Annotated in this window: 11 protein-coding genes; 5 read left to right on the top strand and 6 right to left on the bottom strand. The window is 61.5% G+C overall.

All coding sequences use genetic code 11. The features are described from left to right. Positions 1 to 348: 348 nt before the first annotated feature. The 3 genes from ACTPOE_RS15740 to ACTPOE_RS15750 are packed head-to-tail and all read right to left on the bottom strand — an operon-like array spanning position 349 to position 5,037. Positions 349 to 2,484 carry an acetate--CoA ligase family protein gene (locus tag ACTPOE_RS15740; RefSeq protein ID WP_458873173.1) on the bottom strand — a complete coding sequence of 712 codons (2,136 nt, stop codon included), beginning with the start codon at positions 2,482 to 2,484 and terminating at the stop codon, positions 349 to 351. A gap of 55 nt (positions 2,485 to 2,539) precedes the next feature. After that, the gene (locus ACTPOE_RS15745; RefSeq protein ID WP_458873174.1) at positions 2,540 to 4,075 is read right to left on the bottom strand and encodes an acyl-CoA carboxylase subunit beta; all 1,536 of its coding nucleotides are present in this window, start codon (positions 4,073 to 4,075) and stop codon (positions 2,540 to 2,542) included. Positions 4,076 to 4,086: 11 nt separating this feature from the next. Further along, entirely contained in the window at positions 4,087 to 5,037 is a 951-nt protein-coding gene (locus tag ACTPOE_RS15750; RefSeq protein WP_458873175.1) for an enolase C-terminal domain-like protein, read from the bottom strand. 221 nt (positions 5,038 to 5,258) lie between these two features. On the opposite strand from ACTPOE_RS15750, the gene ACTPOE_RS15755 reads away from it, so the two are divergent. Beyond that, positions 5,259 to 6,131 carry an HpcH/HpaI aldolase/citrate lyase family protein gene (locus ACTPOE_RS15755; protein WP_458873176.1) on the top strand — a complete coding sequence of 291 codons (873 nt, stop codon included), beginning with the start codon at positions 5,259 to 5,261 and terminating at the stop codon, positions 6,129 to 6,131. 130 nt (positions 6,132 to 6,261) lie between these two features. Here ACTPOE_RS15755 and ACTPOE_RS15760 read toward each other — a convergent pair whose 3' ends face one another. Further along, positions 6,262 to 7,101 carry an HTD2 family dehydratase gene (locus ACTPOE_RS15760; RefSeq protein WP_458873177.1) on the bottom strand — a complete coding sequence of 280 codons (840 nt, stop codon included), beginning with the start codon at positions 7,099 to 7,101 and terminating at the stop codon, positions 6,262 to 6,264. Positions 7,102 to 7,217: 116 nt separating this feature from the next. Between ACTPOE_RS15760 and ACTPOE_RS15765 the strand changes: the two genes are divergently transcribed. Then, complete coding sequence (locus ACTPOE_RS15765; protein WP_458873178.1) at positions 7,218 to 7,448, top strand: acyl-CoA carboxylase biotin carboxyl carrier protein subunit; 231 nt, start codon at positions 7,218 to 7,220, stop codon at positions 7,446 to 7,448. Between the two features lie 3 nt (positions 7,449 to 7,451). After that, positions 7,452 to 8,813: an acetyl-CoA carboxylase biotin carboxylase subunit gene (locus tag ACTPOE_RS15770; RefSeq protein WP_458873179.1), complete on the top strand. Its 1,362-nt coding sequence runs from the start codon at positions 7,452 to 7,454 to the stop codon at positions 8,811 to 8,813. A gap of 186 nt (positions 8,814 to 8,999) precedes the next feature. On the opposite strand, the gene ACTPOE_RS15775 is transcribed toward ACTPOE_RS15770, so the two are convergent. Beyond that, positions 9,000 to 10,186 (bottom strand): IS3 family transposase gene (locus tag ACTPOE_RS15775; protein WP_458869997.1). Its coding sequence is split into 2 segments (ribosomal slippage): positions 9,000 to 9,922 and positions 9,922 to 10,186, totalling 1,188 coding nucleotides; the frame shifts between segments, so codons are not numbered across the junction. Between the two features lie 170 nt (positions 10,187 to 10,356). On the opposite strand from ACTPOE_RS15775, the gene ACTPOE_RS15780 reads away from it, so the two are divergent. Further along, positions 10,357 to 13,884 (top strand): DUF748 domain-containing protein, encoded by a 3,528-nt coding sequence (locus ACTPOE_RS15780; protein ID WP_458873180.1) that lies wholly within the window; start codon positions 10,357 to 10,359, stop codon positions 13,882 to 13,884. A gap of 79 nt (positions 13,885 to 13,963) precedes the next feature. On the opposite strand, the gene ACTPOE_RS15785 is transcribed toward ACTPOE_RS15780, so the two are convergent. Next, positions 13,964 to 15,067 carry a substrate-binding domain-containing protein gene (locus tag ACTPOE_RS15785; protein WP_458873181.1) on the bottom strand — a complete coding sequence of 368 codons (1,104 nt, stop codon included), beginning with the start codon at positions 15,065 to 15,067 and terminating at the stop codon, positions 13,964 to 13,966. A 162-nt stretch (positions 15,068 to 15,229) separates the two neighbouring features. On the opposite strand from ACTPOE_RS15785, the gene ACTPOE_RS15790 reads away from it, so the two are divergent. Further along, entirely contained in the window at positions 15,230 to 15,748 is a 519-nt protein-coding gene (locus tag ACTPOE_RS15790; RefSeq protein ID WP_458873182.1) for an NAD(P)H-dependent oxidoreductase subunit E, read from the top strand. Position 15,749 lies beyond the last annotated feature (1 nt).

Genomic DNA, 15,749 nt, shown 5'->3' on the forward strand with positions numbered 1-15,749 from the left:
TCCAGCGATGCCCGCGCCCGGCCAATCGCGTCCCCGTCCCCGCGGCATGGGAGAACGCCCGCGTGGCCGCATATCCGATGTGCGCGAAAAAGAAGCAGGATCAGCCACCAGCGCCAGGGGGATGATGGTGGCCCATGCACCGGGCCACCAGCCCAACCTTAAACCGCGGCCAGGAAGCGCCAACAGCAGCGCTTCTTGACGGCACGAACTCCCGGAGCAGGCACCGTCCACGTAAAAGGGGCGGGCACGCATGCGCCTGCATATGCCAGGATGGCCCAAAGCGCGTCAACCGGGCAGGCCCCGGGCAATGCGAGCCCCCCCCCCCGGAACGCTGGCCAAGAATCGGTCTCAGCTTGAAAACTGATGCTCCAGACGGCTGACCGCACGCAACGCGAACGCCATATCGTCTATCTCATCAAACACAGGCACACCGGCCTCGCAGGCAAGATCCAGGTACTTCCGCCGCATCGCTTCGATCTCCTCCGACCGGTCGCTACGCAAAGCGAGCAGCAGATGCGGAGCGCCATGATGGTCACGACGAAACCCCGTGACCACAGAAATAAGATTATCCAGAGGATTACGATCACCACGACCGGCGAACGCCGCCAGATTCAAATGCATGGCGATGGCGTCCGGGCGCGCATCATCACAGATGATCTCCAAAATGCTTCTGGCAATGAAACCATCCTGCTCCTGCAGGGTACGGACCGGCGTGTCAACAGGATTGGCCACGCTGGTGCCCGGCGGCAAGTGAAGGGCCTCCAGCCGAGCGAGCGTCCGCGCAGGAAATGGCGTCACCCGCAAGCCCATCCGTGCCAGACAATCGGTACCAAGCACGCTTGATCCACCACCATTGCCAAATAGCGCAACCTCACGCGTGGGGCTGGATCTCCTCAAGTCCAGAAACTGCAGCGCCGACAACACACTCAAAAACTCATCGACGGTATAGACCAGTTCCACGGGGGTTTGCCGGGATAATGCCAACCATGCTTCCTGGCTGGAAGCCAATGCTCCTGTATGAGATGTGGCCGCCAGCTGTCCCTGCTGTGTCGCCCCGCCTCGCAGGATGACCACCGGCTTGTCGTCCGAGCGCAGGCGGAGCTCATCGAAAAACTCGCGGCCGTTCTTGATGTCCTCGATATAGAGGCCTATGGCTCGCGTCCCGGGATCGGCCAAGAAATATCTCAAGAGTTCGACCGGCTTGACATCCATGCAATTGCCTACGCTCACCAGACCGCTCAGGCGCAGGCCCCGCCACTGGCCACGTTTGATGATGTCCGTCGACAATCCACCCGATTGCGAAACAATGCCAATCGTTCCGACCTGCGCCGATGCGCCCTTCGGAAAAGTCAGGCGACCGGGAGGCGAATAGGTGCCCAGGCAATTGGGCCCAACGAGACGAACCGCCGCCTTGCCGGCGACCTCCAGCACAGCGCGCTCCTGCGCCAGGGCTTCTTCGCCGCTGGCCTCGTTACTGCTGATGATCTGCACGAAATGACATCGGCCAGGCGGCAGGTCGATGGACGCCGCCACCTTGCTGAACGGAATCGCCACATAGGCATAGTCAACCGCCGCGGGCGTCTCCGCCAAGCTGGGATAGGCGGCCAGCCCCTCAATTTCATGTGCGCTCGGATGGATTGGATAAATGTCCCCGCCGTATCCGAACTCCCGGAGCCGCCGGATGAATGTATTCGCGATCGTGGTCTTCTTCGAGGAGGCCCCCAGCACAGCGACTGTCCCGGGCCTGAGCAAAGGCCGGAAATGTTCCAGCACTTCGCGGCCTCTGCGGCAGATGCTTTGCGGCAGTCGCATGGCCGGCTGTCGCGCAGCAATGAACTTGGCGTCTACGGCCACAAGGCGTTCCTGTGAAAATATCAACGGATTGACATCGATCTCGGGGAACTCTCGATGGAACCGCATGAACAGGCCATCCTTGCCGCCAATCTTCAATAACTCCTCGACCAGACGCTCACGATCATACTTAGGCCCACCACGGAACCCGTCCAGCAGCCGGCCGACCGATGTTTCATCGATCATGGACCGGGCATCCCGTGGCGTGATGGGACACAAACGGAAAGACACGTCTCGGAAAAGCTCGATATGGATTCCACCGGCACCCAGCATGACCATTGGTCCGAACATCGGATCATTCAGGCAGCCAACCGCGATTTCCAGACCCTGTGGAACCATTTCCTCTATCAGCCAGCCATCGATCGCCGCGCCGGCGATCCCTGGCCGGACAGCCATGGCCTCGATGGCTTTCGCCGCCTCTTCCAGACTCTTCAGGCCGAGAGCCACACCACCGACATCCGACTTGTGGACGATCTCTTTCGAGAGCAGCTTGACGACCAATGGAGGAGTAATCCTTTCACGGCAGGCGAGAACCTCCGAAGCATCCTGTACGATAAGTGAAACAGGCGTTTCCACGCCGTAGTCTCGCAACAGGGCCTTCCCCTCGCTCTCGTTGATATTTTCAGAACTCACGTCAGTAGATCCTTCTGTCCGGGGCCACAGGCCCAACGATCCGCCACCAGCAGGCTCAGAAACTTGTCGGCCAGGTGCGCATCAGGTGCTCGCCCAAGCCATCGCTCAAGCGGCGTTGCTGAATTTCCAACATGCGGATCATGTAGGCCCGCGTCTCCTGCGGCTTGATGACATCATGCGCCGAGAATATTCGCGCCATGTCCCAAACCTTCAGGTCCTTGCAAATATGCTCGTAGGCCTCCTGGAAGCCCTCGTCATTCTGGTTCTTGCCATGCACGATGAACGTCGCGAACACCGGGTCCATGAAACTGACTTCCGCGGTCGGCCAGGCAACCATCGTATCGTTATGCGCGCCACCGCCCATGGCGACATAGGCTCGGCCATAAGCCTTGCGGCACAGGACTGTGATTTGTGGCACGGTGGTCAGGCAGGTTGAATTCATGAAATTCATGATCAGGCCCGGCGCTCCCTGTTTTTCCGCTTCCGTCCCGACAACGAAGCCCGGGGTATCCACGAACCGGATGATCGGGATATTGAAACTGTCGCACAGGACAGTAAAGTCCGTGGCCTTGCGGCAGGCCTGACCGGAAAGCGCGCCGCCCCCCGTCAGGGGATTGTTGGCGATCACTCCGACCACCCGGCCACCGAGCCTGGCCAGACAGGTCACCAGCGCCTTGCCAAAGCGCGGCTTCAGCTCGAAAAGACTCCCCTTATCAAAAACGATTTCCAGGATCTTCTTCATGTTGTAGACGCTGGTGCGACTCTCGGGAAGAATATCCAATATGCCATTCTGGTCCGATTCGCAATCCTCGATCGGAACAATGCTCGGCGGCAACTGCCGGGCATTGCCCGGCATATAGGAAAGAAACTGCCGAATCGCCTGCATGGCCTGTTCGTCCGTATCGACGAACTGGTCGATCAGGCCGGTATGCTCCGCATGCAAACGCCAGCCCCCAAGCGCTTCCATATCGACCTTTTCCCCGATGGCCATTGACACGAGCCGGGGGCTGGACACCGCCATGATGGAACCCTTCTTCATCACGGAAAAATCCGAACAGCAACATAACCAGGCCGAAGACCCAAAGGAAGTATCCAAAGCCGCAGCAACCCAGGGTACATCACGAATCCGGCGAAACTGGCTCGTGTCGTTCCCGAGCAGATTACCCATGCCTTTGGAGCCCATGGCATCCGGCAGACGCGCGCCGGTCGACTCGCCCACATGCACGAAGGGAATGCCTCGCCGATTGCACGTGTTGCGCACGTAGGTCATCTTTTTCGAGTTCGTGCTGCTGGTCGACGCGCCCTTCGTCGTGAAGTCATAGACCACCACACCGACATCACGACCTTCTACTTTCCCAAATCCAGTGATCTTTCCATCTCGAGGCGTCTCAGCCTCATCCTGGTCCAGCACCGATGCCCCGAGAAGGCCGACTTCGAGGAAACTCCCGGGATCGACCAGTTTGTCGAGTCGTTCTTCCGCGTTCAGATTGCCTTTTTTTCTACGCCGCTCCAGCTTCTCGTCCCCTCCCATCCGATGCGCGGCCTCACGCCGGCCATCCAGTTCCGTCAGCAATTCTTCATGCGTCATCATTCTTCCTTCCCTTAATATTCAAAAACCCTGATTTCCGTCGTCAAACGCTCGATATTTTTTCTGTCGAGCCTGGGCATATAGCCAGCCTCGAGCTTGACCGAACCGCGATCAAAAGGAAGTGGATTGAGCAGCAGACGGTCCCGATGTTTCAAAAACCCGTTGAATTCCCCCCTGGTCCGAATCAACCTGGACGCCACGGCGGCTTCCATCCAGTTATTGATTTCGCTGCCCAACCCATCCCCGAGAATTGCCCGCATGCCATGGTCGTGAATGCTCTGGATGCCTTCAGCCAGTAAATCCAGGCTGCCGAATCGCTTGAGCTTGACCTTGCAAAAGCCGACATTTTCGATGCCGGCGGCACGCTCTATATCGGCAAGACCGCATATGGGCTCATCAAGCATCAAGGGAACGGGGCACTCGCCCGCAACCGCCGCATTATCGTCCCAGGCATCCGCCGCGCACGGCTGCTCGAACAATTCAATACCGGGCCTGGTTAGCCGCCGCGCGAACCATATGGCGTCCTCCCGCGAGTAGGCACGGTTGGCGTCGATACTGATCATGGCACGGCCATCGAGCACATCCAGTATCGCGTTGACCCGACGGATATCAGCGCTCCGGTCCTTGCCCACCTTGACCTTGAATACCCTGAAGCCCTCCCCCAGCAACCTCCCGACTTCCGGCTCGATGGAGGCCTCGTCAACAGAATTAATCGGCGCCAGCAAGTCGCTGGTGAAATCACTGTTGATCTCCAGCCATTTGCTGCCACCCAGGAATTCCAGCGCCGTCATCATCAATGTCGCGGCGACCTTGCTTTCTTCTTTTCGGGTCATCAGCCGCTGCTTCTCCGCTTCGATGTCGGATGCATTCAGCGTTTTCAATGATTCCAGGCACCAGGACCAGGCGCCGTCCCGGGTCTCCGAGCTGGACCCGGGGGCGACATGCGCATCGGAGAAGGCCGTCACGCCATTATCATCGACCAGTTCGAGAAGAAAGGGTTCGAATACATCGAAGGTCCGGTATGAAAGCCGGTATGGCCTCACCAACGGCAAACATAGCTTCCTCAATGTCGCTCGCGTGATTCTTGTCATATCCATGCCTTTGGTGGTTGCCAATAGGACTACTATAGTTTAGTATGCCACAAACTTCAAGGGAAAATCCACACAAGATTCAAGTGGGGGATATCATGAAAACCACTATCCGCAGCGTACTGTATGTACCGGGGATCAACCCTCGGATGATGTCGAAGGCACTGGCGTCACCGGCCCACGCAATCGTCTTCGATCTTGAGGACAGCGTATCCCCGGAACAGAAGGACATGGCGCGCCGCGCCGTCGCAGACTTCCTGCTGGAACACAGGGACGAGGCCGATGGACGCACGGTCGTCATCCGGGTCAACGGTGACGGCACGCCCTATTGGAGAGAAGACATCGCCATGGCGCGAGAGGCGCGCCCCGACGCCGTGCTATTGCCCAAAGTGGAAAACGCCGCGGCAATAGAACGAGCCGCCGTGGCGCTTTCCACGACGCCGCCCACACCCCCCGCCATCTGGTCGATGGTTGAGACGGCTCTTGGCATACTGAAATTAGAGGACACGATCGAAAACGGTCTGCGGCATGGACTTGAATGTCTCGTGCTCGGCACCAACGACCTGGCGAAAGATGCCCGCGTCGAAATCGAAAGCCTGCATTCCGACCTGTCCGCCTGGATCAGCCACATCATGCTGGTATCACACGCCTTTGGAATCCCCGCCATCGACGGCGTCCTGAACGACATTCATGACCAGGCCAGGCTGAAAATGGAATGCGAACGAGCCCGCAGCATCGGCATGCAGGGCAAAAGTGTCATCCATCCGAGCCAGATCGGGATCGTGAACCAATCTTTTCGCCCGAGCGAGAGCGAAATCAGCTGGTGGAAGCGAATCGTCAGCGTTTATGCACTTCCGGAAAACCGGGACAAAGGTGTTCTGAGCATAGACAACATCATGGTCGAACGGCTGCACCTGGAAACCGCCCTGGAAAATCTGAGAAACCTGGACAGTGAAGATCGAGCCGGGTAAACAGTCGCCATCGAATAGCCGCCACGGAACGCCCTCGGCATCCGGAATTCCGTCTGGTCGATTCATCCGCTTTATGGACAACCGGGCGGCGGGCCGGCACTGATATCCCACCGCCAACCGAACCGCGAATTCACAGCAGGATTTCGGCCATCATGTTGAGCCGCCCATCTTCCTGTCGCGCCCAGGCGATGATGTTCCCGTGATCACCAACCCGCCCCTCGACATAGAAACGCTGATCACAAAAAATCGGCTTCACCGCCCTGAACGTGAATTGTCTACAACTGCCCACACCCGACCTGGACAATGCCTGCGACAGAATGACCGTAGCGATCAGCTGGCCCTGTACGACGATCCCCGGGTAACCCTCGACCATGCGGCTGTAATCCGCATCGTAGTGGATCCTATGCCCATTGAAAGTGACCGCCGAATACCGAAACAGATCCACGGCGCCGAACTGCACCTCATGAGACCAATCACATTTCTGGCCCGCCCGCTCGGTGAATACGCTGTCTTCATAGGCGCGGTGATCATGGTAGACGAGCGTCTGGCGCTCTCTTCGAACCAATGAATCACCACATCGGTATTCGTTGTCGATCTCGACAAAAACGAGACTTCCCGTCTTGCCCTGCTTCCGCTCGATGGAGGCCAGCGTCGAGATTTTTTCCAGGCGCTCCCCTACACGGACCGGACTCGCATAAGTCATGACGCTCTTCGCCCACATCCGGCTCACCTGCGGAAGCGGCGGTATGAAGTCGCCACGCACCGGATGCCCATCCGCTCCGAGTCTGGAGCCCGGAACGTTCGGCACAAAGTAGAGCCAATGCGCGCAGGGATGAATGTCGCCTTTGGCGGCAACCGCCCCGACACCCGAGATCTCATCGATCACGCCAGCCAGGCCGGCCAGAGGCCAGCTTTCCACGACTCCCGTGGCGCGAACCCGGCGTCCGACCCAGTCCTTGAAGTCACTCATGGAATGCCTCCTGAATTAAGTAGTTGTCATTGCAACTACTATAATTGTAGAATACCATACCTGTCAACGAGAGGCAGCACTCACTACCACTATTCAATCAACGAGGATCCACAGTCATGGCTACGATAGAAATCAAATCGGAAATCACCGGGAGCGTCGCCAAGATTCTCCACAAGGCGGGTGACGAAATAACGGAAGACGATCCCATCATCATTCTGGAGTCCATGAAGATGGAAATACCCGTGGTTTCCACGGAAGACGGTGTGATCGAGGACATTCTTGTCCAGGCAGGTGACACCGTGACCGAAGGTGAAGTGGTGGCCCGAGTGACCGAAAAGGGGGCCTGAGCCATGCTGCGCAAGGTTCTGATCGCAAACCGCGGGGAAATCGCTTGTCGCGTGATACGCGCCTGTCGTGGCCTGGGTATCGCCACGGTGGCGGTCTATTCGGACGCGGACGTGGGAGCCCCGCACACGCGGATGGCTGATGAAAGCGTTCACATCGGCCCGCCCAGGAGCCAGCACAGCTATCTCGATACGGAAAAGATCCTCAAGGCCGCGCGCAGCAGCGGCGCGGATTCAATTCACCCGGGGTATGGATTCCTCTCGGAAAATGACGTCTTCGCCGAAGCTGTCATGAACGCCGGCCTGACCTGGATCGGGCCAGATCCGGAATCGATCCGCAAGATGGGCGATAAGCAAAGCGCGCGGCTACTGGCCATCGAGGCCGGAGTTCCCGTCGCGCCCGGCAGCCGGCGCCTGAACGACGCCGACACGGAAAACATCGCGGCAGAGGCGGCGAAAATCGGCTATCCCCTGCTCATCAAGGCATCGGCTGGTGGTGGCGGGATCGGGATGCGACAGGTATTCGAGCCGGGCCAGTTGAAAGCGGCATTCGAAACAACACAATCGCAAGCCAGGGCCGCTTTCGGTTGCGGAGATGTTTTCCTAGAAAAACTGGTCGCCAGGGCCCGGCATGTGGAAGTTCAGATATTCGGGTTTGGATCTCATGCCATCCACATCCACGAGCGGGACTGCTCGACGCAACGACGCTTCCAGAAAGTCATCGAGGAGGCGCCGGCCCCGGACATTCCCAACCCTGTTCGCCGGCGCCTCCAGGAAGCCGCCGTCGCACTATCCACCGCCGTAGGCTACAGGGGCGCCGGAACCGTGGAGTTCATACTGGATGTCGATGTCGGCGACTTCTACTTCCTTGAGATGAATACCAGAATCCAGGTCGAGCATCCGGTCACGGAGATGATTACAGGTCTGGATTTGGTCGCCATGCAGTTGCGATATGCCTGTGGCGAACTGCAGCCCCTCCGCCAAGAGGAGGTCGTGGCGCGCGGGCATGCGCTGGAATGCCGCGTCTATGCCGAGAACCCCGCAAAGCATTTCATGCCATCTCCCGGGAAGCTGCAGGAACTCGTGCTACCCGCCCAGGACATCCATGGTGTTCGCGTGGAAACCGGTTATGTCGAAGGTAGCGAAATCTCCATCTATTACGACCCGCTGATCGCAAAAGTGATCACCCACGGCGCCGATCGGACAGAGGCGATAGGCAAGATGGTCGCAGCTCTGAGCCGCACAAGCATCGGCGGCGTAAGAACAAACATCGAGTTCCTGACACGATGCCTGAATCATCCCGACTTCAGGGCTGGAAAGATGACGACAAATTTCATCGCGGATCACCAGCCCGATCTGTGCCATTAGTGTCCATAGACGCACCGGCAAGACGCTGGCCCGCTCCGGCCGCATCAGAAGTTTGTCCGGGTGAACCATGCCCGGAAGGCAGGGCAGTGCAAAAAAATGCAAAGACCGGCGCCTCCCGATGGACGCGCCGGAATCCGGCATGGATAATGATATTGCCCCCGTTTTTCGTAGTCCTTAGTTCGGGGTTCAGGCAGCGATTTTATAGTGATTCGCGTGCCAGATTTTTTCGTATTCCATTGGACTGGTGTAGCCCAGTGCCGAATGCAGTCGCCGGTGGTTGTAGAACGTAATCCAGTCCATCACGGCAACTCTGGCTGCGCGGTGGGAAGCAAACTTTCGGCCATCAAAGCAAGCGGCCTTCAAACGCGCCCAGAGGCTCTCTGTTGGCGCATTATCCCAACAGTCTCCCTTCCTGCTCATCGACGGATGGATCTTCCAGGTGCGCAGCGCCTGCTGGAAGTCATGGCTGCAATACTGGGCGCCCCTGTCGCTGTGGAAGATCAGTCCCGGTGCCGGTCGGCGGCGCAAATAGGCCATCTCCAGGGCATCCTTGACCAAGCTGGTCTGCATGTGCGGCTTCAGGCTCCAGCCAACGATCTTACGGCTGAACAGGTCGATCACGGCCGCCAAGTACAACCACCCTTGGTCCGTACGCAAATACGTGATGTCGCCGCACCAGATCCGGTCCGGTTGCGGCGGATTGAATTGCCGCTTCACCAGATTTGGGGCTACTGGCAAGGCATGCCTGCTGTCGGTCGTCACAACATATTTGCGTTTGACGCGAGCGCGTATTCCGTGGGCTTTCATCAGCAACCGAACCCGCTCCTTTCCTACCTTCAGCCCACGTCGCCGAAGCTCCCGATAGATCCTCGGCCAGCCGTACTCTGCCTTTACCTCACGGTGGATGACGCAAATGTGAGCCAGTACCCGTTCATCGGGCAAGCGAGTACCTGCCGAGACACGTCCAGAACGCTGCCAGCCGTAGTAGCCGCTTTCGCTGACACACAACACCCTGCACATCGCACGAATCGGCCAGCGACCTTTCATTTTTTGAATCCAGGCGTACTTTGCAGCGTGTCCAGCGCAAAGTACGCCGCGGCTTTTTTTGCAATGTCACGCTCCATCCGAAGCTGGGCATTCTCAGCTTTCAGACGGGCAATCTCCATCTGTTCCACCGAGACTGGCGCTGTCGCTTTCGTGGGCCCTGGGCCTAGATCCCCGAGCTCGTGTTGACGTACCCAGTTGCCTAAACTTGCCTTCGGAATCCCCAGCGAATCGGCCACGGCACGGATTGACGATCCCGCCAGCACCTGACGCACACTCTCTTGCTTGAACTCCTGCGTGTACTTCGCACGCCTTCTCAAATCTGTCATTTCTTACTCCTTGAGTTCCAATTTAACTGGAACTAAGGACTTCGTCATTCAGGGGCAAGCTCATAATGAATGTGAAAATGTGAACCATGGACGGTACGGCATCGATGCCCACGGGCCGGAACGGTGCATAAAAACAAAACCTGTCGGGAGCGCATGCCATGCGGTTGCGGATGCCAGTGTTGAAACCCAGCCGGCGGGTGGCCAAGATCCTTGCGGGCACCGTGCTGACGCTGCTGGCGCTGGCCGCCCTGGCCGCCTGGCTGGTGCCGAAAGCCGTGCACGGCGCGCTGACCCAGGAGGTCTCCGAACTGCTGGGCCGTCCGGTGCAGGTGGGCGCGATCCGCTTCAATCCCTTCACGCTGGCTCTGCGCGCACAGGACATCGTCATCGAACAGCCCGATGCCGAGCAGCCGCTGCTGCGGGTCGGCGAGCTCGATCTGCGCGTAGCCTGGCGCTCCATCGTGATGTTCGCGCCGGTGATCGACCGGATCCACGTCGATCGGCCCCAGGCCGCGCTGGTGCGCCTGGGCGTCGCGCGCTTCAATTTCTCCGACATCGTTGACCGGCTGGCCGCGCGCGCGGCCGGGCAGCCCGCCGAACCCGAGCCGGCCGAATCCGGGCCGCCGCGTTTTTCCCTGAACAATCTGTCGCTGACAGGCGGCGTCATCCACCTGGACGACCAAGTCACCGGCCGCCAGCAGACGATCGACGAACTCACGCTGGGCATCCCCTTCCTCTCCTCGTTCGGCTACGCCACCGACATCGATGTGCAGCCCGCGATGCATCTGCGCATCAACGGCAGCCCTTTCGACCTGAACGGCACGGCGCGGCCATTCGACAAAGTGCCCACGTCCACGCTGGACGTGAAGCTGGACGGCGTGGCGCTCGACAAATGGGCCGATTTCTGGCCCATGCCCCTGCCGGTCAAGGTCGAGAGCGCCCTGCTGGACTCCAGACTGGAGGTGCTGTTCGAACAGCCGCCTGGCGCCGCGCCGCGCATCCGCGTGCGGGGCGGCCTGGGCCTGCGCCAACTGGACGTGACTGAAACCTCGGGGGCGCCGCTGCTGGCCTGGGACAACCTGAAGGCCGAGGGCCTGGCGCTCGACCTGGGCGCGCACACGGTTTCCATGGATACGGTGACGCTGACGAAGCCGCGGGTGGAAGCGCATCGCGACGCCAGGCAGTTGAACTGGCTGCGTGTGGCCCAGGGCTTCGCCAAACTGGAAGAGCCCGCGTCCGCCGAGCGGCAGTCCGGCGATGCTCCGCCGGCCGCCCAGGAATCCACCGGCCCCGCATCCGACAAACCCGCCGCCTCCGAATCCCCCCATCACGCATCGGCCAACCCGGCGCCGGCCAACGACGCATCCGCCGGCGCGCCAGACACCGCGCCGCAAACCGCCGAAGCCCCGGCCACACCCCCCGTCCCGGCTGCCGCCGACACGGCCTGGAAGATCGCCCTCGGCGCCTTCAAGCTCGAGGCCGGCGCCGTGCATCTGCGCGACGATCCCAGCGGCCTGAACTATCCGCTGGACGGCCTGAACGCCGAGGTCGAGCGCATCGCCTGGCCGCAGGCCCCGGACCAACCCATGCAGGCCAGGCTGAGCATGGACAACAGCCTGGACGGCGGCACGCTGCGTGTCCAGGCACCGATCGTGCTGCGGCCCCTGTCGGTGAGGGCACAGGTCGCCCTGGACAACCTGGCGCTGGCGCCGTTCGCGGCGGCCGTCCGCCACTTTTCGCCCATCGTGCTGAAGGACGGCCGCCTGAGCCTCGAAGGCACGGTCGATGCGGCCGATGGCCGGGTCCTGGCCCGCGATGTGAAGCTCGGCCTGAGCCGATTCGCAGCGCACGATGAATCCGTGAAATCCGGCGTGGACCTGTCTCTGGGTTCGCTGACGCTGACGGCCGACCGGCTGGCCCTGGACGCCGAGCCGACGCACTTCGCCCTGCGGGCCGACGGCATCCAGAAACACGGCACGCTGGCGCTCGACGGGTCGCTGACAGCGCAGCCGCTGACGGTCAGGACCTCGCTCGATCTGGCCAAATTCGACGCGGCCTCCCTGGCGCCCTACATCGCGTCCAGCCTGAACGCCACGGTGCGCGGCGTGACACTGGGCGCGCGCGGCAAGGCCGAATTCACCGCGCCGCAAGACAAACAGGCCCTGCGGGCGGACTGGCGCGGCGCGATTCAGATCGACGGCCTGGACCTCCAGGACCGTGTCAACAAGGCCGCATTCCTGAACTGGAAGCACCTGGGTCTGAGCAATATGCACGTCTCCGTGGCGGGTCCGAAACTCGGCCTGGGACTGGGCGACATCCTGCTGGACGACTTCTACGGCAACATCCTGCTCAACCGCAACGCGCGCCTGAACGTGATGGACATCCTGGTGGACAAGGGCACGGCCGCCGGCTCGATCACCCAGGACACGCAGACCCGCCGCACCCACTCAGCCGCCCCGGCGCAGGTCGGGACACAAAAACCCGCCGCGCGGTCCGCCGGCGCCGCACCCGACATCTCGATCGGCAGTGTCACGCTCAAGCGCGGCCGCATGACGTTCAATGACCATTTCGTGCGGCCCAACTACCGCGCCGAACTGTCCGCCATCGAAGGCACACTCACGGCAGTTTCCTCGACCAGGCCCACGCCGGCCAAGGTTCGCGTCGCGGGCCGCGTATACGGCACCGCGCCGCTTTCCATTTCGGGCACGGTGCAGCCTTTCGCTCGCTACCTGGCACTGGACCTGAAGGCCTCGGCCAAGGGCGTGGACCTGCCCCGCTTCACCACGTATTCGTCCAAATACGTCGGCTATGCCATCGAACGCGGCAAGCTGTCGGTCGACCTCCACTACCAGATCAAGGATCGCGCCCTGCAGGCCGGCAACAAGGTGCTGCTCAATCAGCTCACCTTCGGCAAACCGTCCGACAGCCCCGACGCGCTGAAGCTGCCGGTACTGCTGGCCGTCGCCCTGCTGAAGGACGCCAATGGCAACATCGACATCAACCTGCCGATCTCCGGCTCGCTGGACGACCCGCAGTTCTCGGTGGGCGGCATCATCGTGCAGGTGATCGTGAACACGATCACCAAGGCGGTGACCGCGCCCTTCAAGCTGCTGGCCTCCGCCTTCGGCGGCGGGGACGACCTGTCGCGCGTCGATTTCGCGCCGGGCAGCGCCGCGCTCGACGACGCGGCGAAATCGAGCATCGCCACGCTGGTCAAGGCGCTGGCCGATCGCCCCTCGCTGAAGATGGACATCATCGGCCGCGCCGACCCGCAGGCGGACGAGGCGGGACTGCGCCAGGCCTGGGTGGACGACCGGATGCGCGCGGCCAAGGCCAGAGCGAGCGGCAAACGCGGCAAAAAAGCCATCGATGGCATCGAGCTGACCGACGCCGACCGCGCCAAGTACCTGGAGGACGTCTACGACGACACCAAGATCAAGGGCAAGCCGCGCAACGCCATCGGCATTGCCAAATCGCTGCCGCCCGAGCGGATGAACGCCCTGCTGCTGACCGCGGCCCCGCTGGGCAAACAGTCCCTGTCCGCCCTGGCCGAGGCCCGCGCGCAGGCCGTGTACGAGCGGATCATGGCCGCCGCGCCCGAGCTGACCGACCGGGTCTTCATCGTAGCGCCCAAGCCCGACGCGGACGGAATCGAGGACGGCGGCCCGACGACGCGCGTGGATTTCGCGCTGCACTGAATCCGATCCAGAATCCGGCGGTCCCGCACCGCTCATCGACGTCCACCGGCCTGGCACGCCGCCCGGCTGGCCGCGGCGTTCAGCGCCTGCAGGAGAATTCCGGCCCGAAGGCCTGCTCCAGGGTCTGGACCTGTCCCATCAGACTGCAGTCGTAGCCCACCAGGTCCCGCACGTAGGCCTGATAGTCGTCCCCGCTCATCAGGTCCAGCAGCCGCTGCAGGGACTGGGTGCCGACCAGCTCCTTGTTGATGCCGAAGAAATAGCGTTCCCGCGCCAGAGGGATGAATTCCAGCCCGCAGCGCCAGGCGGCGGTCTCGACCCCGATGCCGACATCGGCCATGCCACTGGCGATGTGGGCGGCGATGGCCATGTGCGTGAATTCCCCGCTGTCGAAGCCGGTGACGTCCTTCGAGTCGATGCCCAGGCGCTCCAGCATCAGGTGCACCAGGAAGCGCGTGCTGGAGCCGATCTGCCGGTTCACGAAACGCACGTCCGGGCGCACCAGGTCGCTGATCGACACGATGCGCTTCGGATTGCCGGGCTGCACGAACAGCCCCGTGTTGCGTTCCGCCAGGTGCAGCAGCAGCATGCGGTCCGGATCGAGCCAGCGCCTGTAATGCTGCAGGATCGGCTTTTCGTATTCCGCCAACGGCACCTGGAAGCCGGCCAGATCGCATTCCCCGCGGTCCAGCGAGGCCAGCGCCTCGATCCCGGTGCGGTAGCGCAGCTCCAGCGGCAGCAGGTCCTGGCCATTGGCCAGGCGCATCAGGCCCTCGACGGCGAAGCCGTGGCTGGCATGCAGGCGCAGCACGGACATTTCCTCGGAATACAGGCGCTGCAGCTCTTCCTGCAGCTCGGACGCCAGGCTCTCGAAGGTCGGTGCCAGGCGCGCATCGATGCGCCGGTTGGCCCATAGCAGGTGCTGCGCGAAGCTGGTCAGGCGCGAACCACGCCGCCGGGACGTCTCGATCAGCGGCGCCTGGAATTCCGATTCGGCCTTGCGCAGGATGCCCCAGGCATGCCGATAGGACATCCCGCGCGCCTGACAGGCCCCCGCAATATGGCCGTGCTCGTCGACGGCCGCCAGCAGCCGCAACACGTCGCCCATGGGCAGTATTTCCCCGGATTGCTTTTCCAGCACCCACTCCGAATGCAGCCGGGGTTTGAATCGGTAAACCGCCATATCTCCTCCTGAAAGTCTTATTAATATGAATTCAATTGCATATAAAAATATAACCCTGGGACAAATATGTTTTTATTATCTTATTGAAATCAAATTATTTTCAAGAGTAGAGTAAATCGACGGCACTGAATTATATATGCACGGATAAACCTATTAGAGCGCATGCCCGCCGATCGTGCGCCCGGAGACGAAGCCATGGACACCATCCGGTCCGATGCCGACGCAGCCCCGCATGACGACGCCGATCCGCTGGTGCGGGACATCCTGGCCCGGCACGCCGGCCAGCCCGGCGCCCTGCTGCCGATCCTGCACGACGTGCAGGACGCCCTGGGGTGGATCCCCGAGCCGGCCGTGCCGCAGATCGCCGCCGCCCTGCAGCGGTCCCGCGCCGAGGTCCATGGCGTGATCAGTTTCTACAGCCATTTCCGCACCGCGCCGCCGGCGCGCACGCACCTCGAAGTCTGCCGCGCCGAATCCTGTCAGGCCTGTGGCGGCGGCGCCCTGTACGAGCATGCCCGGGCGCGCGTCTCCGCCGGGGACGCCGGCGACGTCTCGCTGGCCCCGGTGTATTGCCTGGGCCTGTGCGCCCAGTCGCCGGCCGTCATGATCGACGGCCGCCCCCACGCGCGCGTCACCCCCGAAAAACTGGACGCCCTGCTGGCGGCGGCGCGGGAGGCCTGAA

It is taken from the genome of Castellaniella sp. WN, from assembly GCF_054457555.1.